Genomic DNA, 20,945 nt, shown 5'->3' on the forward strand with positions numbered 1-20,945 from the left:
CATGCTCTTTTAATTAATCTACCACCTTTTCTTTTTCTAGTTCCTGTTCGCTTAATTCATACCATCCGCCACCAAGGGCTTTATAAAGCGTTGCTAGGCTTTGCAGACGATCATTCTTTGCCTGCGATAACGCTATTTCTGCCGAAAATAGCTGGCGCTGTGCATCCATTAAATCAAGAGAGCTGGCAACACCATTGCTATACCTAAGACGTGCTAAGCGGTAGTAATCTTGACTACTGAGCACCAAGCTTCTTTGCGCATCATAGCTTTGCTCTGCCGACTGATAGTTCGAAAGCTGATTACTTACTTCTTGCAGTGCCACCAGCACTGTTTTTTGGTATTGAATACTTGCCTGATAAGCTCGTTGTTCCGCCACCGTTAAATTTGCCTGATTGCGTCCCATATTAAATATTGGCATTAACAGCTCTGAGCCCAGCAACCAAACCTGCGAATTACTGGCGAGCAAATCACTAAAATCAGTGCTTTCACTGCCATATTCGGCATACAACTTAAGTTTTGGGAATAACGCCGCTTTTGCGACCCCAATTTCAGCCATGGCCGCTTGCCATTGATACATTGCTTGCTGCACATCTGGTCTACGCTTTAACAGTTCACTAGGTAGTCCTGTGGGTAATTGCTTAGGAAGAGTTTGCACAGATAACTCATTCCCCCCTTGCACATCAGCATTGGCATCACCAATCAAAAACTTTAACTGATTAATAATCCGCCTTTCACTATGCTGTAAAGGCGGGATCTTCACTTTCGCTGACTCTAATTCAACCTCGGCTTGGCGCTGTTCTAACCCTGAAATAATACCGCCTTTTTTACGAATACGTGCAATTTCAAGCTCCTTCTCGCGAAGCTTAATCGTACTCAGGCTAATTTTTAATTGCTCTTCAACTTCTTTAAGGGCAAAAAACTGCTGCGCAACATCAGCAATCAAGGCGAGCTGCAACGCGTTTCTTGCTTGCTCTTGGCTATAATAATTTGCCAGTGCGGCTTCGCTTGCACGTCGGTTACTACCAAATAAATCTAGCTCCCAACTTAAGTAACCTTTTAAATCAAAGGTATTTTCGGGGCTACTATTGAGTTCTTCTTCTCGCTCTGGAGTAAGCCCTACATTCACATCAGGCCATAAAGCGGCATCGGTAATTCGATACCGAGCTCGCGCTTCAATAATTTTCGATTGCGCAATTAACATATCTTGGTTATTAAGAAGCGCTTGGCTAATCAGCTTTTGCAAATGAGGGTCGCTATATATTTGCTTCCATCCCGCTAAAGCCTGCGACTGTGGCGTAGCTGCTGCACCCATAAAATTAGCAACTTCACTATGCTCAGGTGCTTCAAAATCAGGCCCTACAGCACAGCCTTGAATGCAAGCGAAACAAAGCAATGGTAACAATTTATGCATCGACTTGCTCCTCTACTACTTTAGAGGCCGGTATTTGCTGTTTTTTTACAAACCGTGCAGCGGTAATAAAAAACAGCGGAACTAATATAATGCCGATTGAGCTTGCCAGTAACATCCCCCCTAAAATAGGCATAGATACCGACTGCCGACCAACCGCTCCGGGGCCAGAAGCAAGTACCAACGGCAATACACCAAGCACAAAAGAGGCTGCAGTCATTAATATAGGCCGAAAGCGAGAACGGGCGGCTTCTATTGCTGCATCAGCGGCGTCCATCCCCTCCTGATAAAGCTGATTTGCCACCTCAACAATCAATATAGAATTCTTTGCCGCAAGGCCAATCAAGGCAATAAAGGCGACTTGGAAGAATAAATTGTTGTCATGCCCCGTCACTAAGGTTAATACAGAGGCTCCCAACATGGCTATCGGGCTTATTAGTAGTACAGCAAACGGCAAGCTCCAACTTTCATAGAGCGCCGCTAAAAATAAAAATACAAACACAATAGCAAGGCTGATAGCGATACTTAGCTGACCCGATGAGCGAATTTCTTGATAAGTTAATCCCGTCCATTCATAGCCAAGGTTAGGCGGTAGTTTTGCCATTTCTTCTTTAATTACGTTAATTACATCTCCCGATGCATAGCCCTCAGCTGGCGATACATTCACCATGGCACTGGTAAACATATTAAAGCGATTTATTGCAGACGGACCGGTTGTTAAATTTAACTTAGCAAGCACATTTGATGGCACCATAGCGCCATTTTTTGAACGCACATAAAATTCGTTGAGGTTTTCAGGGCGTGCCCTAAATTCATCTTCAGCCTGAACTTTAACCCGATAAACGCGGCCAAATAAATTAAAGTCATTAATTGTTGATGAGCCAGTGAGCACTTTCATTGTGCTGTAAACATCGGCAATCGGCACCTCTAGCGCCATGGCTTTTTCTCTATCTAACTCTAAAAACAGCTGAGGTACTGAGCCACGCAGTGAGCTACTTGCTTTAGCAACTTCAGGGCGGTTATTTAAATTTGCCAGCAGTACCTCGAGCGATTCAACCAGACCCGTTAAGTTGCCTCCTGTTTTTTCTTGCAGCGCAAACTCAACACCAGAGCCCGAACCAAGCCCCGCCACAGCCGATGGCTGAAACACATTAAATTCAGCATCGGGAATGGCGTACAGCTGCTTACGAATATCATTCATCACACTTGTGACCGTAAAACCTTGCTCTGCACGCACTTGCCAAGGCTTTAAAATCACCTCCATTTGACCATGTGATTGCGCACTACCAGCACGGCGGTTTTCACCCGCTAGTGTGAATGAATAAGCTACCCCAGCATGGCTCATAACAAATTGGTTAGCTTTACTTATCACCTCGTTGGTACGTGAGACCGTTGCCGCATCTGGCAAGGTAATATCAACAAAAAAGCGTCCTTGATCTTCTTGCGGCATAAAGCTACTTGGTAATTGACTGAACACAAAGTAACAGCCACCTAGCATTATAAAAAAGCCAATATAACTACGTTTTGCTTTTTCAGAGCATGCCTTTACAAGCCAAGTGTATTTTTTGCCAACACCTTCAAGCCAATTATTAAATTTAACAAAAATCTTATTGTTTGATGGGAGGCTAGGTTTTAAGAAAATCGCACATAAAGCAGGGCTCAAGGTTAACGCAACTAGGGTCGAAATGAGTACCGCAACGGTAATTGAAATCGCAAATTCTCGGTACATAATGCCCGTAATACCGGCTAAAAATGACACCGGCACAAACACCGCTGCCAGTACTAAAGAGGTTGCCACTATGGCGCCAGAAAGCTCTGTCATCGCTTGCTTAGTAGCAGCAACTACCTCCATATTTTGCTCATTGATCAGTCGCTCAACACTTTCGACTACGACAATCGCATCATCAACGACGATGCCGATTGCCAATACCATAGCCAATAAACTGACATTGTTTATGGTAAATCCAAATGCAGCCAAGGCGATAAAGGTACCCACTATCGACACCGGCACAGCTAAAGCGGGTATTAAAGTCGTTCGCCAGTTTTGCAAAAATAAATACACCACTAAAATCACTAAGATCAGCGCCTGAATAAGGGTATTGATCACCTCATTAATCGACAGCTTGATAAACTCAGAGGCATCATAAAATAACTGCCATTTCACTCCCTTAGGAAAAGCCGCGCTCAGGCGTTCCATCTCAGCCTTAACACGTTCAGTAACCGCTAATGCATTAGAGCCTGGTAACATATAAACCTGCAAAATAGTGGCGGGCTGTTCATTTAGTTTTGAATTTAAAGTGTACGCAGACGATGCCAGCTCAACCCTTGCAACATCTCGCAAACGGATCATCGAGCCATCACTATTCACTCGCAGCATAATGTTATTAAATTCATCAACCTTATTAAGCCGTCCTTGTGCCCGCACCGGAAAATTAAGCTTAATTGCATCGCTCATTGGCTGAGCCCCAATCTCCCCAGCAGCGGCCTCTTTATTTTGTGCTTTGATTGCTGCGGTCACATCATTCACGGTTAACTCGTAGCCCGCTAAAATATCAGGCTTTAACCAGACCCGCATAGCATAAGAACGCGAGCCAGTGTTACGCACTTTACCAACCCCCGGAACACGCTTTAAAGCCGCCTCAACATTGATGCTAGCGTAGTTACTCAAATAGATTTCGTCATAGCGGGGGTCATCAGAGGTCAGTGCCAGTTTCAAAAGCTCAACGGAACTTTCATTAGAGACATTCACCCCTTCAGTTTGCACATCAACAGGTAAATTACTGCCTGCTTGGCTTGCGGTGTTCTGTACATCGACAAGGGCGAGATCAGGGTCGGTGCCAACATCAAAGGTGAGTGTGATCCCAACACTGCCAGAGTTAGTTGCCTTTGACTCCATATACAACATATTCGGCGTGCCATTTAATTCTTGCTCAAGAGGAATGGCTACCGACTCCGATGCGGTCTCAGCCGTTGCGCCAGGGAATGAAGCAGACACTTTAACCGACGGCGGAGCAATATCAGGGTACTGATCAACCGGTAGAGTAAAGAGCGAGACCAAGCCTGTGAGTAAAATAACTAACGAAATAACGATAGCAAACACTGGACGCTTGATAAAAAAATGCGAAAACATAGTTAAGCTCCCTGCTGATTTTTTTCATCATCTTGTTTGCTTGGTTTATCTGGCGCCAGTGGAATGGTGCCCGTGTTTGGCGTTAATTGGCGTTTTTCAAACTCGGCTAACGAAATCGCTTTTACTTGCTGACCATGACGAATGCGGTGCAAACCTTTCACCACCACTTGCTCACCGGCACTCAAGCCAGCGCTGGCAACAATCCCTTGTTCACCGTAATGCTCAACAACAATAAAGCGCCGCTCTATCTCACCTGAGTCAAGTACCACCATCACATAAATACCGCCCTGCTCAACTTGTGTAGCTTCTTCGGGAACAACTATGGCACCTTTCAACTCAGATAATTTAATCCGTGCTTTTGTATATTGCCCAGGTAATAGCTCACTATTAGGGTTAGGCAGTTTTGCTCTTACTTTAAAGGTGCCCGTTTTCGGGCTAATTTTAGGGTCGGTAAAACTCACATCGCCCCAATATCGATACTCGCTGCCATCAGGCAAAGAAATACGTACAAAGCCTTCTAGCGCCTTGCCTTGTTGTTCGGCTTGTAGCTGCTCCATCATGCTGGTCATACGCCGCTTGGCATTCAAGTAATCAAGTGCCGACATATTAAAATTAACGAAAATAGGGTCTATTTGCTGAATGGTAGTAAGGAGTGAAATACCGTTACTGCCGACCAAAGCACCGAGATCGGCTTCAGAGCTACCAACCATGCCACTGATTGGCGCCGTAATACGGGTATATTCTAAATCAAGCTTGGTTTCTTCAAGTTCTGCTTGGGTTGCTGATAATGACGCTTGCGCTTGCTCTTGGATAGAAATTGCATTGTCGTAGTCGAGCTGACTTGCTGCATCTTGCTCGTAGAGGGGTTTTAAACGAGTAACATCGCGCTTTGCTTTTGCCAGCGCTGCTTGGTCTTTTTGTAGTGCGGCTTTAACGCGATTAAGCTTAGCTCGGTAGGGTCTATCATCAATGGTGTAGAGTAAATCACCTTCGTTTACCCAACTACCTTCAACAAATTCAACACTTTGTACAAAGCCGGTGATCCGTGCGCGTACTTCAACATCAAGTGATGCGTCTGTACGCGCCACGTAATTCCCATACAGCGGCACATCAAACTGCTTAACCTCAGCGGTAACCACTTCTTCAACGATAACTTGAGGTTGCTCTTTAGAACAACCCAGCAGTGCCGCTAAGCACACGCACCCTATGACGTATTTGTTTAATAGCATACAACCTTCTCATTCCTTAAGCCTGTCTCTATCTTGCTATCTGTTGCAATACTACATAGATGAGGGATTCTTTGTTATTTTTGACAATTAGAGCAGTACACAGTGCTTCTTTGCCCTAATCTAATTTCTTTTAATGGCTCTTTACACGTTACACATGGCTCACCTTTGCGACCATAAACTAGTAATTGCTGGGCAAAATAACCGGGCTTACCATCACTTTGAGCAAAATCTTTTAATGTTGTGCCGCCTTGCGTGATAGCCGCAGCAAGTGTTTCTTTAATAATAGGCACTAATTGCTGATAACGCTTTAAAGACACCTTGCCGGCTTCTCGTTTCGGGTGAATTCCGGCCTTAAATAACGACTCATTGGCATAGATATTACCTACACCAACGACCACAGCGTTATCCATAATAAACTGTTTAATTGGTACTTTTTTATTTCTAGACTGTTCGTAAACACGCTTTGCAGCAAACTCATCGGTAAGTGGCTCCGGCCCAAGCTTGGTTAGCAAGGTATGACATTCGCCTGGAGCTTGCCATAAGCAGGCACCAAAGCGACGCGCGTCGTTGAGTCTTAGCGCTTTACCTGAGGCTAAAATAAATTCGATATGGTCGTGCTTTTTTAATGGCTCATCTGCGCTCACAACTCGTAAGTTGCCCGACATTCCTAAGTGCAAAATAACACTACCCAGCTCACAACCGAGTAATAAATATTTTGCTCTACGCTCTACTGAAGAAACTTTAAGTCCTTGTAATTGATATACATCATCAGGCACAGGCCAACGCATACTGGGGTTATGAATATTTACTTTGGTCACTGTTTGGTTAAGCACATGCGGTGTTATTCCCAAACGGCTAACTTCAACTTCTGGTAATTCAGGCATCTGTGACTCTCTTAAAACGGATATAACGGAAATAACTTAGCAGCATCAGCTTGTTCAAGCTCAAATACTCGTTGTAACCGCTTATCTAATAAATAGTATTGCTGATCTATGTTGTACAACTGATACACCGCTGGCAACTGCTCACCGGCTAGCCACACGGAGGCAACATAATCAGCCGATGTCTGTGAAATTTTACTCACAGGGAGACTGGCAATAGTCAGTTTTTGATGTTGCCAAAGTTCAACGAGTTGTTCGAGCTGCTGCTCATCGCCTTGCCATGTGGTTTCTTGCAGTGATTGGCTACGCCAAGAGGTGCCGATACGCTCGATTTTTAATTCTGGAAATGCCATTTCTAAAATGAAGCTTTGCTCTGGGAGTAATGCTTGTACCCCTTCTTCAACAGGCTGTGTATTGAGCTTTTTATGTAGGCCATTGAAGAAAAAAATCATCAATAGCATCGAAATAATCACCACATTATTCCATGCTTTTCGGCTCAAGCGCATCAGTATCTTCCTCAGTTTTCAATATCTTAAAGTGTAACCAAAAAGGACATTAATTGGCAGTTGTAATTGATCAACAAAATTTCATGTCTGTTATGTATCAATCTGTCGATACTTTGCTAAAATATCCGCCAAATTTAAAGGAGTTCCGTCAATGTCAATGTATGTAGTGGGTCATAAGATCCCTGATTCAGATTCAATTTGCGGTGCAATTGCGCTTGCTTACTTAAAAAACCAGATCAATGAACCTGCGATCCCGACGCGTTTAGGTGAAGTATCACCTGAAACACAATTTATCCTAGATAAATTCGGTTTCGAAGCACCTGAGCTAAAACTTAGCTACGCAGGCGAAGACGTTTATATCGTTGACCACACAGAAAAAACACAAGCACCTGATGACATCGATGAAGCACGTGTTGTAGGTGTTGTTGATCACCACAAACTAGGCGACTTAACATCATCAACACCACTTGAGTGTTGGATCCGCCCAGTGGGTTGTTCAAACACTATCATCAAAATGATGTATGACTTCTACAATGTAGAGATTCCAAAAGATATCGCGGGCATCATGTTATGCGCTATCTTAAGCGACACTGTAATCTTTAAATCACCAACTTGTACAACAGCTGACATCAAGTGTGTTGAAGCACTTGCAGAAATCGCTGGCATCGAAGATTTCAAAGAACTTGGCATGGAAATGTTCAAGGTTAAATCAGCAGTTGAAGGCACGCCTGCACGTGATTTAGTAATGCGTGATTTCAAAGACTTCAACATGAACGGTAAGCTAGTAGGTATTGGCCAGCTAGAAGTTATCGACCTTGCTGTATTTGATGAGATCAAAGCAGACCTTGAAGCTGACATCGCAAAGCTTAAAGAAGAAGGCGGTCGCCACTCAGTATTACTCCTGTTAACTGATATCATGAAAGAAGGCTCAGAAATGCTAATTGCGTCTGATGACGTATCAGTAATCGAAGCTGCCTATGATGTTAAATCAGAAGACGGTCGCGTATGGTTAGATGGCGTATTAAGCCGTAAGAAGCAAGTAGTACCACCACTACAAGACGCTTTTGCAAAAATCTAATCAGAACTGTTAGATACAAAAAAGCCGATGTAACATCGGCTTTTTTTGTGTCTGAAATTTCGGGGTAGTTAGATTTGCGTTGCATTACGCTGACGTAACACTTCAAATAAACAAATACCGGTCGCAACTGACACATTTAAACTAGATACCGAACCAGCCATTGGGATTTTAACTAATAAATCACAATGCTCACGAGTAAGACGGCGCATACCATCCCCTTCTGCACCCATTACAACAGCCATTGGCCCTGTTAGGTTTGCATCAAATAATTCAGTATCTGTTTCACCGGCAGTTCCAACAACCCAAACGCCTGCATCTTTAATTTCACGTAGCGTACGCGCAAGATTGGTTACTTGAACTAATGGCACTGTTTCTGCTGCACCACACGCTACTTTACGCGCTGTGCCGTTAAGTTTTGCAGACTTATCTTTAGGAACGATAATCGCGTGTACGCCCGCAGCATCTGCACTACGTAAACAGGCACCTAAGTTATGCGGATCTGTAATGCCATCAAGCACCAATAAGAAAGGCGTTTCTTCACGGGCTATGATCTCATCTAGATCTTTTTCGTTGTACATGCGCGCCGCTTTTACATTAGCGATAATGCCTTGGTGCTGCTCACCATTTGCTTTATTATCAAGCGCTTTACGCTGCATAAATTGTACAGAAATACCGAATTTACGTGCTTGGTCAATAACCGGGTTTAAACGTTTATCTTCACGCCCTTTTAAAGCGTATATTTCTAAAAAGCGCTCAGGCTCTTTTGCTAATATTGCTTCAACTGAGTGAAAACCAAAAATTAATTCATTACTCACGTATTATTTGCTCCTCGGCCATTACGTTTACGGGCATTCTTACCCGGTCTTTTTGCCTTTTTGGTGGCTTTTTTCTTACTCTTCTTTTTACCGGCTTTTACAGCATCAGCTTGTTTACTATTAGGCTTTTTACGCCCTTTAGAAGGTGAAGACTTGCCACGTTTTTCATTCTCTTTGTCGCCTGATTTTGCCTCAAAGCTGCCTGACTGCGCTTTTTTACCAGGAATTTTACCTGCTTTGAGCTGGGCACGAACACTTGGTTTTGCAGGGGTACTACGGCCACGACGACGCGCATAACGGTCTTGTTGCGCTTCACCTGCTAACACTAAGTTTATGCGTCGCTCATCAAGACTGACAGATGACACCTGAACCGTTAGTTTATCGCCTAAACGATAAACGGTGTGAGTTTGTTCACCGATCAAGCAATGCTTAGCACCATCATAATGGAAATACTCATTGCCCAGGTTAGTTACATGGATCATGCCGTCGATTTGTAAATCATCTAAGCGTACAAATAAACCAAAGTTAGTTACCGATGAGATCACCCCACCAAATTCGTCACCAACATGGTCTTGCATAAATTCACATTTAAGCCAATCTGCCACTTCGCGAGTCGCATCATCAGCACGGCGTTCAGTGGTTGAACACTGCTCACCTAAAATATCAACTTCGTCATCAGTGTAGGCATACTCACCCGATGTTTGCTGACCTTGCGCTTTAAGTACCGCTTTAATTGCACGGTGCACCACTAAATCAGGGTAACGACGAATTGGCGATGTAAAGTGGGCATAGGCTGGTAAAGCTAAACCAAAGTGACCAATGTTATCTGGCTGATAAACCGCTTGCTTCATTGAACGGAGCAACATGGTTTGAATAAGCTCAGCTTCTGGGCGGTCGCCTAATTTAGCTAACACTTGGGTTATTTCTTTTGGTGTTGGCTCATCAGAAATCGCGGTTTCGATACCAAGCTCTGATAAAAAGTTTCTGAAGAAACCAAGCTTTTCAGCATCAGGCTCATCATGCACACGATAAAGCGCACTCGCCTCGTGCTTTTCTAATAATCGGGCTGCCGATACGTTCGCTAAAATCATGCACTCTTCGATAAGTTTGTGTGCATCATTGCGAACCACTGGCACGATTGATTCGATCTTACGATGTGCATTAAACACAAAGCGCGTTTCTAAAGTTTCAAACTCAATCGCACCACGCTCTTGGCGAGCAGCTTTAAGTGCCATGTACATTTGCTGTAAGTCAGTTAAATGTGGCACCATCTTGGCGTACTCTTCACGCAGCTTTTCATCGCCTTGTAAAATCGCATTCACTTTCGTGTAGGTAAAACGAGCGTGTGAATTCATCACCGCTTCGTAAAATTTATACCCAGACAACTTACCCGCTTCTGACACCGTCATCTCAGCAACCATACATAAACGGTCAACTTTTGGGTTCAATGAGCACAAGCCATTTGATAGCACTTTTGGCAGCATCGGAATAACTTGCTCAGGGAAGTAAACTGAGTTACCACGTTCAATCGCTTCTTTATTCAGAGGAGTGTTCATTCCTACGTAGTGCGACACATCGGCAATGGCCACCCATAAACGCCAACCGCCTGATGGTTTGCGCTCACAGTAAACGGCATCGTCAAAGTCACGGGCATCTTCACCGTCGATTGTAACTAGCGGTAAGTCACGTAAATCAACGCGACCTTGCTTTGCTTGTTCATCAACAAACTCACCTAAATGAGCAACTTGCTTTTCAACCGCTTCTGGCCAAACGTGGGGAATATCGTGATTGCGTAGTGCAACTTCAATTTCCATACCCGGTGCTAAATGCTCACCCAGTACCTCAGTGACTTTACCTACCGCATTCATATGTCGGCTTGGGTTTTGGGTAATTTGCACCTGCACCATTTGGTTGTGGCGCGCGCCATTTTCACTACCCGGTAGTATCATAATATCTTGCGTTATGCGTGGGTCTTCAGCCACAACAACTGCAATACCATGCTCAACAAAATAGCGGCCAACAATCGGGGCTCGCTCATTGGTCAGAACCTTGATGATGCGTGCATCGCATTTGCCACTTGAGCCTTTGCGGTTGCCTTTAGCAAGCACAATGTCACCGTGCAACACCATATTCATTTGGTGCTTTGCGATAAACCAATCTTTACTCTCACCTTCAACTTCTAAAAAGCCGAATCCGTCACGATGACCAATGACCTTGCCTTTAACCAGGCCTGATTCATCAATCAATGCGTAGCATTTAAACTTATTGAAATACAGTTGACCATCGCGTTCCATAGCACGTAAACGACGTTTGAACGCAATTTGACGCTCTGTATCATTCACATGTAATTCGTCACAAAGTTGTGTGAAGTTTGCTGGTTTGGCGCGAGATTCTAAGTGAGTAAGTATAAACTCACGGCTAGGGACGGGGTTTTCGTACTTTTCTTGTTCTCGACTGAGATTTGGATCCTGTTTTGACATTCACTATCTTGTTAGTTGGTTATGTTGTTATTTTAACCCATAACCTAACAATGAGACAGGCAAAAGCTATGAAACTTTTAAGAAATTGATTAATTCTGCCAAAAATGAAGCTTTGATATTCTTTGCAACAAACACTCTGTGTTAATATTTTCGGAAAATAACAACAAGCTAACATAATTATATGGATATTAACTTAACCCACTACCTCGCAACGATGGCCTACAACAGCGCCTATATTGGTCTGTTCATTGCGATCATAGCCGTTGCAAAACTGTCGTATAACTTAGCAACCCCTTATAACACCACCAGCCAATTAACAGATAATGCCAACAGTGCCTTGGGTTTATCTATTGGCGGCTACTTAGGGGCAATTACCATTATTTATGGCTTTGTTTTAGCTGGGCCTAGCCAAGGTTTGCTAAGCGATTTGATGAATGTATCACTGTACAGTGTATTAGGTATGGTGCTGCTAACCTGCTCACGTATTTTAAATGACAAATTACTGCTACGTTTGTTCTGTAACCAAGAGCAATTAATTAACCAACAAAATGAGGCTGTTGGCTTAGTACAAGCAGCAAACTATATGGCCGCAGCACTGATCATTGGTGGCGCATTAACCGGTGAAGGCAGCTGGTTATCAGCCATAGTGTTTTATTTTTTAGGGCAACTAATGCTGATCATTTTTGCCAAAGGCTATGATCACCTCACTGCTTTTAATCTTCATGAACAGCTCGAAAAAGGCAACAAAGCCGTTGCACTTAGCTTTTCAGGCACTATGTTGGCGTTAGCTATTATCTTGTGTCATGCGCTCATTGGTGGCTTTCATACTTGGCAACAAAGCTTAAGCTTATTCTTTATTGACGCATTATTTGGCTTTTTAATTTTACCAATTGTGCGTTACCTCGTTGATAAAATTATCTTTAGCAAAATTTCACTCGACCAAGCAATGCACGACAAAAACACCGCCGTTGCGGTTATTGAAAGCAGCATTGCAATCTGTGTTGCTGTTATCATCACTATCGCTATTTAAGCTTATTTATGGAGTAATGGATGAACATCTATAAGCTTTTTATTATTGCCGCTATCACATTTGTTGTTTGCTTAGTGATACGTGCAGATCTACAAGCGCCACTTATTAGTGGCCAATATGGCAACTTTAAAGACTACGACGGACAAGACAAACCTTACCTATTTACAGTGCCAGAAGATGGCCAAATGATGCGCTTAGAAATTAAAGGCAGACTGCCTTTAAACTCTTGGAAAGCCATTGATATCGAAATTTTTGACCCTGATGGTAACTACTTATTTAGTTACTCTGATGAACTTTGGGCTGAAACCGGGCGCGATTCAGATGGTAAATGGACTGAGTACCGTGATTATACTCATCACGATGTTCACTTCCCTAAGAAGGGGCAATATAGCGCCTACGTCAGTAGTACGTTTGGCCCAAATAAGCGTGCCGAACATTTTAGTTATACGTTTCGTATTATCCCAATCAAAGGTAACAGTAATTTCATGCTACCGCTGTTATGGATTTCTGGCTTCATCGGCGGTGTAGCGCTATTTGTAATGCTGCATCGTTTAGAAGCTGAGCGTGAAGACTCCGATATTACTTATAAACCAATCAATAAGTTAAACCCTGAAGCTATAAAAGCAATGGAATCGCGCATCTCTGTTTGGCCTATTGTGTTACTGTTTTTAGCACCCGTGCTCTTCTTTTCCTTCTTGGCGTATAGCAAAGGTGACAAAGAGCAAGATTGGCAAGTTTACTCCTATCACCACCTCACGATAAGCGTTGATAAACAATTACGTGAACAAAGTATTGGCAGTGCAGGTTTCCGTTCACGAGGCGGCCCAGGTGGTAAATAAATCAATTCGCGAAAGCCACATTTTACTGTTTAGTATTTTTGTTGCTGGCCTTTGCTCAATTATCTATGAGCTACTGATCGCAACCACTGGTGCCTACTTTTTGGGTGATAGCATCACCCAATTTTCTCTGACAATTGGCGTCTATATGGCGGCAATGGGAGTTGGCTCTTATTTTTCGCGTTTTGTGCCTGATAAGCCATTGCTGGTGTATTTTATTGGCTTTGAGTTAGCACTTGCGCTACTTGGTGGTTTGAGTGTGCCATTGCTGTATTTCTGTTATGCGTTTGGTTTACCGCTGCAAGCAATTAGTATTTTACTCACCACGCTAATAGGGATTTTGATTGGTTTAGAAATTCCGCTATTAAGTCGCCTAATGGAAAAACATTATGCGCTAAAAGCAAACCTCGCTAATGTGTTATCTATTGACTACTTTGGCGCCCTGCTTGCGACTTTACTGTTTCCTTTTCTATTTTTACCTTGGCTTGGGGTTTTTAAAACAGCGTTAAGCTTTGGCTTAATGAATCTCAGTATTGCACTGTTATTGCTGTGGTACTTTATCGACCATATCAGCCCAAATCGTCGAAAAGTGCTTAGACTCACATTAGTTTTAGTCTGCTCAGTATTAGTGCTTTGCTTATTTGCTAGCAAACAGCTCACCCATCTTTGGCAAAGCCAAATCTACGATGACCGTGTTGTGCACTCAGAACAAACGCCCTATCAGCAAATCGTACTGACTCGTCATAAAGATGATATTCGGCTTTATTTAAACGGTGGCTTACAGTTTTCATCGATTGATGAGTATCGCTATCACGAAGCGCTTATTCATCCCGCTATGGTGCGCCATGGTAATGCCAAACGTATTCTAATTTTAGGCGGTGGCGATGGCTTAGCAGCTAGAGAGCTTTTGAAATACCCGCAAATAGAATCTATTACCCTAGTCGATTTAGACCCAGCAGTAGCTAAGCTTGCGCAAACTAATCACAACCTGACAACACTTAACAAGCACTCACTCAGTGACCCTAAAGTGACGGTTATTCATCAAGATGCTTATGTGTTTATTGAGCAAAACGAACAGCTGTTCGATATTATTTTTATTGATTTACCTGATCCAAAAGCAATCAATTTAGCACGGCTTTACAGTCAGCAGTTTTATCAACTAGTAAAAACACGACTACCAAATAACGGTATTGTAGTGACCCAGGCCACCAGCCCATTTTTTGCGAAACACGCATTTTGGTCTATCAATAACACACTCAGTGCAGCGGGCTTTGCGCACACCTTGCCTTATCATTTGAATGTGCCCTCTTTTGGCGAATGGGGCTTTGTTATGGCTTGCAACTTGATGTGCAGTAACCAACAAGTATTACCAGTTAAAACCCGCTTTTACCGCCCAGAAAATGACGCACAATTGTTTATTTTCACTCCAGATATTAGCGCTAACAATGAAAAAGTATCGACCCTTGATGAGCCTAATGTGCTGCACTATTACTTGCAGGGGTGGAAATATTGGAACTAAACGAATGGATTAGCCCATTTGGGGAGTTTACAAAGTAAAGGATTACCGTTACAAAGAGAGTTAATAACAACAATAACAAGGTTTGTAATGCAGGCGCACAAACAGAGCCTTATATACTTACATATTGCAGTACTCCTATTTGGTGGTACTGCATTATTCGCAAAGCTAGTCAGCTTAAGTGCATTAGATATTACCGTTTACCGAACAGCAATTGCAGGCTGTGCCTTACTGATCTTACTTACAATTCAACACAAAGCGATTAAGCTTCACTCGCGTCGCGACTACCTTATAGCCTTGTTACTTGGTATCACTGTTGGAATACATTGGCTCACCTACTTCGCAGGTATGCAACTAGCAGGTATTGCAGTCGGTATGATTGCCTTTTTTACTTACCCTGTTATCACGGTATTTTTAGAGCCTCTATTTCATGGCAGTAAACCACAGCTCAAAGATATTTTTAGCGCCTTGGTGGTGATGCTTGGTATTTATTTACTTATTCCTGATGCCAGCTTAGGCAATGATGTCACACTCGGTATTGCTATTGGCATTTTGTCAGCGTTCTTTTTTGCGTTTCGAAATATCGTTCACAAACGTTACTTTAGCCAATATGGCGGCCCACAAACCATGCTTTATCAAACTTGGATCGCCTGCATTATGCTGTGTGCCTTTGTCGAAGTACCACCATTACAAGTTGATACAATAAATTGGCTGCTATTAATTACCGTAGGGGGTATTTTTACAGCAGCACCGCATTCACTGTTTGCAGCAAGCCTAAAAAACTTATCAGCTTCAACCGCTGGTTTGATATCGTGTTTGCAGCCTTTATACGGTACGTTTTTCGCTTTTTTAATTTTGCATGAGCAACCTTCAATTAGCACTCTTATTGGTGGCGCACTGGTGATTAGCGCCGCTTTTTATGAAACATGGTCAGTGACTCGTAGGTATAAGCAATGATGAAAGTATTCGCTCACAGAGGTGCCAGTGGTACCTACCCAGAAAATACTCAAAGCGCCATTATCGCAGCTGTTGATTTAGCAGTAGATGGCATCGAAATTGATGTGCAAAGCTGCCTTGATGATTACATGATTATTCACGATACTTGGCTTGATCGCACAACCTCGGGTCGCGGTAAGGTAAATGCCTGCTCAAAAGAGCAAATTCAACAATACGATGCAGGCAATGGCGAGTGCGTGCCCACTTTACAACAGGCAATCGATTGGGTTGCTGATAAAACCTTGCTTAATTTAGAGCTTAAACATACTTTTTCGTTAGATAAATTTGTAGAGCTTATTGAGTCAAACGTTAGCGCTGGGAAAATTTCTCGTGATAACCTGTTAGTCTCTTCATTCGATCATCACCAACTGATGTGGCTAAAGCAAAAATTGCCGTGGGTAAAGATAGGTGCACTCACCGCTTCTATTCCAATTAATTACAGCGAGTTTGCGCAAAAACTCCATGCCTATAGCATTCATGTAGATAAAAACTTTATAAACCATGAGTTTGTTGCTGACGCAAAACAACGCGGCCTTCAAGTTTATGCTTACACGGTCGATAAAGTGGAAGATATCGAATTAATGCTAGAGTATGGCGTAGATGGTATTTTTACTAATTTTCCGTGTCATACACAAATGACACTGCAGTCACTGTAACTCAACAAAACTAAGCTATACTGTTGAATTATGTGACTTTGAATAATAAAAAATTACGCCAAAATGAATCAACACAACACCTTAATGAGTAGCTATATGCGCATTTACAATTTTATCGAACAAACTTTCTTTTACACCCTCACACGTAAGATTGTCGGTAATTTAGGTTTTGTGTTTGCGTTTCAAGCCATTACTTTGATCTGGCTTTATAGCAGCCTGTCAGAGCAACAAGCTGGTATGGGACTATTTTGGTTAATGACCTTTGTTATCGTCGCCAGCTTTATTTTTACTGTTTTCTACATGCGCTTTTTAATTGTGCGCCCAGTGCAAGCAATGCGCGATACACTTGAGCAAATCAACCGCCATGATGCTGATTTATCTGCCAAGTTACCGCATTTTACCTATGATGAGTTTCGTGATTTAAGTGAGCAGTACAATACCTTTACAGTTCATTTAGCAAACCTATTAGCAACTACTTATCAAAGTGCACAAGCCAGTGCTGATAGTAGTTCAAAGATGACTCATTCAATGCAGCAAACCGCAGAAATGAGCCACCAGCAAATAAAATTCAGCCAAACCATTACTGATTCAAGCAACCAAATTACCTCAAGCCTTGAGAATATCTCAGCAAATACTGACAGCGTGCACCATGTTAATAGTGAACATTTAAACTTTGTTAAGCACTCAGCCACTGAGTTATCGGCATTAGTTAAAAAGGTCGCGATGATTAGCCAAATTTTGGGTAACTTCTCAGCAACGGTGTCTGGCCTTAAAGAAAACAGCGAGAACATTCGTGCCATTTTAAAAATGGTTGAAGAGTTTTCTGATCAAACCAATTTACTTGCCCTAAATGCTGCAATTGAAGCGGCACGTGCCGGTGAAGCAGGCCGAGGCTTTGCGGTGGTTGCCGATGAAGTTAGATCGCTATCGGTTAAAGTAAACGATGCAACTCGCCAGATCAGTGACTTTATTAATCAAATGAATAGCCTTGTTAGCGAAACCAATAAAGAGTCTGAGCAACTAATTAGCCACTCGAGTGAAGCGGAAACAGCAATTAGCAACACCTCAACAGGCTTTAGCAATATGCTTGGCGAATTTGAACAAAACCAACAACAACTACAACAGATTGTCAGCGCGGTGCATTTACTTGAGCAAACTCAAACCCAAACCCATCAAACGGTTGAGCAAATAGTGGCTTTGGGTGAGCAAGCTAAGCAGCAGATTGATGAATCACTCGCAGATTGCCAACAATCACACAAACTGAGCCAACAAACCCAAGATCAGTTAAAACGCTTTGTGTAAAAATTGACTTAATTCATTTAGTTACAGTACTGTATAAGAAAACATCAAAAAGGGATTTAAATGAAAAATGTTTTCTTTGCAGTGCTCACGCTATGCACGCTTTTTATTACTTATAAAGTTTTTAACCTGCTCGAGGATAACACTACACACAATGTTACGGCTGTAGAAACAGCAGAAGAAACCGCATCCCTTGCTATTAAGTCATCAACACTTCAAACAAAAATAAACCCGCAATTATCTCAAGAGACTGACTCACTAAGTTCTGACGATGCTTTTACCGACACAGACAGCTCCATAGGTGCACTAAGCTCATTGGATGAACTCGTAGCAGACAAAGAAAACGGTCAAAAAGTGTTTAATACACAGCCATTAAATGAAATGGGGTTTGCACAAATTCAAGATTATGTTTCTGAATTAGCGAATGGCTTAACTGATGCCAACAAAGCGCAAGTTAGAGAACTGGTTTACGATGAAGCAATAAAATACCAAGAAAAACACGCAGACATTACTGTGTATGATATGCAGTGCTCAAATCAACTATGCGGCATTATTCTGCAAAGCGATAATACAGATACTATTAGCCAGAGCCTAGATGATTTAATCAGCAACAACACTGTGAGGCAAAACAGTAGAGGTGGATTATCGCGTGTTTATACTGAAAACAATGTCGAGTACGGCTTACTAATCACTGTTATTACTGACGATGGAATTACCCTACAATAAGTGATTATTGTTCAGAGCCTACCTCAAACTATGTTAAAGTAGCCGCTTCTTAGCTACTTTTTTATTGACCGTGACAACTCCTTCTATTGATTATGAACAACTCGCACTGCAAATAAAGCAATGGGGAAAAGACCTTGGCTTTGCAGAAGTCGGGATCACTGATATTGACCTAACGAAGCATGAAGCCCAGCTACAACGATGGTTAGATTTAGGCTATCACGGTGAGATGGAATACATGGCAGCCCATGGTATGAAGCGAGCGCGCCCAGCAGAGCTGGTACCTGGCACGCAGCGAGTCATCTCAGTAAAAATGAACTACCTGCCGCCTGATGCAAGCTTTGCTAAAAACCTCAAACAGACTGATAAAGCATACATTAGTCGCTATGCATTGGGTCGTGACTATCATAAGTTAATTCGCAACCGTCTGAAAAAGTTAGGCCAAAAAATAGAGCAGCAAGTTGGCCAGCTCGGTTTTCGCCCCTTTGTTGACTCAGCCCCCGTGCTTGAAAGGCAACTAGCCGAAAAGGCAGGCTTGGGCTGGCGTGGAAAAAATAGCTTATTAATCAATAAAGAGGCGGGCTCTTGGTTTTTCTTAGGTGAGCTGTTTGTTGATATACCGCTCCCTATTGATGAAGAAAATAGCTTTGAAGGCTGTGGGAAATGCGTTGCCTGTATGACGCTGTGCCCAACCGGTGCGATTGTCGAGCCTTATGTAGTCGATGCCCGTAAATGTATCTCTTACCTTACTATTGAACTGCAAGGCGCGATTCCAGAAGAGTATCGCCCACTGTTAGGGAATCGTATTTATGGCTGTGATGACTGTCAGTTAGTGTGTCCATGGAATCGCTATGGTCAGCTAACCGATGAAGCTGACTTTCACCCAAGAAAGCAGCTTAAAGATCAAGACTTACTGACTTTATTTGCATGGGATGAAACTACCTTTCTTAAAAATACCGAAGGCAGCCCTATACGCCGCATTGGTCACGAGCGTTGGTTAAGAAACCTCGCTGTCGGCTTAGGTAATGCTGATTACAACGATCAAATAATCGAGGCTTTAGAGCAAAGGTTAACAACAGCTACAGCTTTGGTCGCTGAGCATATCGAGTGGGCACTTGTTCAGCAAAAAAATAAGCGCCAGTTAAAGCTTCGTAAAACGGCGCGCTTAATTCGCATTGTTGAAAAAGGCCTACCCAGAGATGCTTGATGACTAGTTCAAGCTTTGCCCTATCGCGTTAATAATAGCGATAAGTCATTCTCAATTTCTTTAAAGGCCGCTTTAACCCCTTTTACAGACTCCTCTCGAGCCACTGAGTTCTGAATGGTTTCGTCGACCTTTTGATAGATAAACACCTCTTGGTCTTCATCTAAGCCCATGGTCGGTATGCGACTTTCTAAGTCTTCTTGAAGCCGCTTAAATACAGCTTCGTTATTGATACGGTTTTCATTTAAAAGCTCAATCAAACCTGTAAATTTGCTGTGCACCTTACCTACAGCATCATTTAACTGTTGCTGTTGCTGAAGAAGCTCTTTCTTCGTGAGAATCGCTTTAAGCTGCTGCTCTGTAACACTGACTAAAAAGCAAATATGATCTCGAATTCGACCATGCTTATCGGGGTCTTGCCCAGGCATATTTAAGATAAGCAAACTAATCATTTCATAGTTTACTAAAATCCGATTTGAGAACTCGTGCAATCGACCTTTGCTTTTCAGCATTTCAAACAGCTCGATCACAATCGGCGAGCACACACCCGACACAGAGAAATGTAATACTTCGTTATCTAATCTAAACTCCACATTACTTTGTAAATCAAACGCACCTAAACAGTTTAAAAAGGCTTTGCCGAGTTCATGTTCGTTATCTATTGAACCAATATGCTCAATATAATTAACAATTTGTCCCATTTCACTGCTGTTTGCCATCGCATTAAATGCCGTTGACGTAGCATCTTCCACTTGCTGCTCTAGCGACTCTTTTTCGATTAGTACTTGATTTAAATGTTGTAGCTTAAGCTTAAGCTCATTATGGCTAAATGGTTTAACAATGTAGTCTTCTGCACCAACAGAATAACCTTCCATGCGCTCCTCAACGGTGCCTCTGGCTGAGACAAACATCACAATAATTTTTTGCGTATTGGGGTTTTCTTTGAGCTTACGACAGACATCGTAACCACTCATTTGTGGCATGCTCACATCGAGTAAAATCACTTGAGGGTCGAACTCTTCAACGACTTCTAAGCATTCTGGGCCGCTATTCACCATTTTCAGCTCAAAATCGAGATCCTCAAGAATCTCTTCAATAATTTCTAAATTAAATGGTTCATCATCAACCGCTAAAATACGTTTCAAGGCCATGATTATC

At 42.6% G+C, this 20,945-nt stretch carries 17 protein-coding genes; 9 read left to right on the forward strand and 8 right to left on the reverse strand.

Annotated elements, in window-relative coordinates:
- Positions 1-13: 13 nt before the first annotated feature.
- The 5 genes from HUS61_RS11395 to HUS61_RS11415 form a co-directional block, all read right to left on the reverse strand.
- The gene (locus HUS61_RS11395; protein ID WP_175082483.1) at positions 14-1,411 is read right to left on the reverse strand and encodes an efflux transporter outer membrane subunit; all 1,398 of its coding nucleotides are present in this window, start codon (positions 1,409-1,411) and stop codon (positions 14-16) included.
- The gene (locus HUS61_RS11400) at positions 1,404-4,538 is read right to left on the reverse strand and encodes an efflux RND transporter permease subunit (protein ID WP_175082484.1); all 3,135 of its coding nucleotides are present in this window, start codon (positions 4,536-4,538) and stop codon (positions 1,404-1,406) included. The genes HUS61_RS11395 and HUS61_RS11400 overlap by 8 nt, the downstream gene beginning before the upstream one ends.
- A gap of 2 nt (positions 4,539-4,540) precedes the next feature.
- Positions 4,541-5,767 carry an efflux RND transporter periplasmic adaptor subunit gene (locus HUS61_RS11405; protein WP_175082485.1) on the reverse strand — a complete coding sequence of 409 codons (1,227 nt, stop codon included), beginning with the start codon at positions 5,765-5,767 and terminating at the stop codon, positions 4,541-4,543.
- A gap of 74 nt (positions 5,768-5,841) precedes the next feature.
- Entirely contained in the window at positions 5,842-6,651 is an 810-nt protein-coding gene (gene mutM, locus HUS61_RS11410) for a bifunctional DNA-formamidopyrimidine glycosylase/DNA-(apurinic or apyrimidinic site) lyase (protein WP_175082486.1), read from the reverse strand.
- Between the two features lie 11 nt (positions 6,652-6,662).
- Entirely contained in the window at positions 6,663-7,154 is a 492-nt protein-coding gene (locus tag HUS61_RS11415) for a hypothetical protein (protein ID WP_175082487.1), read from the reverse strand.
- Between the two features lie 151 nt (positions 7,155-7,305).
- On the opposite strand from HUS61_RS11415, the gene HUS61_RS11420 reads away from it, so the two are divergent.
- On the forward strand, positions 7,306-8,232 hold the full coding sequence (locus HUS61_RS11420; protein ID WP_054552703.1) for a manganese-dependent inorganic pyrophosphatase: 927 nt from the start codon (positions 7,306-7,308) through the stop codon (positions 8,230-8,232).
- A 68-nt stretch (positions 8,233-8,300) separates the two neighbouring features.
- Here HUS61_RS11420 and rlmB read toward each other — a convergent pair whose 3' ends face one another.
- Positions 8,301-9,047 (reverse strand): 23S rRNA (guanosine(2251)-2'-O)-methyltransferase RlmB, encoded by a 747-nt coding sequence (gene rlmB / locus HUS61_RS11425; RefSeq protein ID WP_054561023.1) that lies wholly within the window; start codon positions 9,045-9,047, stop codon positions 8,301-8,303.
- Entirely contained in the window at positions 9,044-11,527 is a 2,484-nt protein-coding gene (gene rnr, locus HUS61_RS11430) for a ribonuclease R (RefSeq protein WP_175082488.1), read from the reverse strand. The genes rlmB and rnr overlap by 4 nt, the downstream gene beginning before the upstream one ends.
- A gap of 181 nt (positions 11,528-11,708) precedes the next feature.
- On the opposite strand from rnr, the gene HUS61_RS11435 reads away from it, so the two are divergent.
- The 8 genes from HUS61_RS11435 (at position 11,709) to queG (ending at position 19,790) form a co-directional block, all read left to right on the forward strand.
- On the forward strand, positions 11,709-12,557 hold the full coding sequence (locus HUS61_RS11435; protein ID WP_058585883.1) for a DUF350 domain-containing protein: 849 nt from the start codon (positions 11,709-11,711) through the stop codon (positions 12,555-12,557).
- Positions 12,558-12,577: 20 nt separating this feature from the next.
- Complete coding sequence (locus HUS61_RS11440; protein ID WP_175082489.1) at positions 12,578-13,396, forward strand: hypothetical protein; 819 nt, start codon at positions 12,578-12,580, stop codon at positions 13,394-13,396.
- Entirely contained in the window at positions 13,386-14,912 is a 1,527-nt protein-coding gene (locus HUS61_RS11445; protein WP_175082490.1) for a polyamine aminopropyltransferase, read from the forward strand. The genes HUS61_RS11440 and HUS61_RS11445 overlap by 11 nt, the downstream gene beginning before the upstream one ends.
- 87 nt (positions 14,913-14,999) lie before the next feature.
- Positions 15,000-15,866, forward strand: a complete 867-nt coding sequence (locus HUS61_RS11450) for a DMT family transporter (protein WP_175082491.1) — start codon at positions 15,000-15,002, stop codon at positions 15,864-15,866.
- Positions 15,863-16,561 (forward strand): glycerophosphodiester phosphodiesterase family protein, encoded by a 699-nt coding sequence (locus tag HUS61_RS11455; RefSeq protein ID WP_054561032.1) that lies wholly within the window; start codon positions 15,863-15,865, stop codon positions 16,559-16,561. The genes HUS61_RS11450 and HUS61_RS11455 overlap by 4 nt, the downstream gene beginning before the upstream one ends.
- Positions 16,562-16,645: 84 nt before the next feature.
- A complete protein-coding gene (locus HUS61_RS11460) occupies positions 16,646-17,863 on the forward strand; it encodes a methyl-accepting chemotaxis protein (RefSeq protein WP_175082529.1) in 1,218 nt (405 codons plus the stop codon).
- A gap of 60 nt (positions 17,864-17,923) precedes the next feature.
- Positions 17,924-18,586 (forward strand): hypothetical protein, encoded by a 663-nt coding sequence (locus tag HUS61_RS11465; protein WP_175082492.1) that lies wholly within the window; start codon positions 17,924-17,926, stop codon positions 18,584-18,586.
- 70 nt (positions 18,587-18,656) lie between these two features.
- Complete coding sequence (gene queG, locus HUS61_RS11470) at positions 18,657-19,790, forward strand: tRNA epoxyqueuosine(34) reductase QueG (protein ID WP_175082530.1); 1,134 nt, start codon at positions 18,657-18,659, stop codon at positions 19,788-19,790.
- 20 nt (positions 19,791-19,810) lie between these two features.
- Here queG and HUS61_RS11475 read toward each other — a convergent pair whose 3' ends face one another.
- Positions 19,811-20,938: a PleD family two-component system response regulator gene (locus tag HUS61_RS11475; protein WP_058585888.1), complete on the reverse strand. Its 1,128-nt coding sequence runs from the start codon at positions 20,936-20,938 to the stop codon at positions 19,811-19,813.
- Positions 20,939-20,945: the final 7 nt, after the last annotated feature.

The organism is Pseudoalteromonas sp. 0802 (assembly GCF_013350085.1).
Lineage (GTDB): Bacteria > Pseudomonadota > Gammaproteobacteria > Enterobacterales > Alteromonadaceae > Pseudoalteromonas.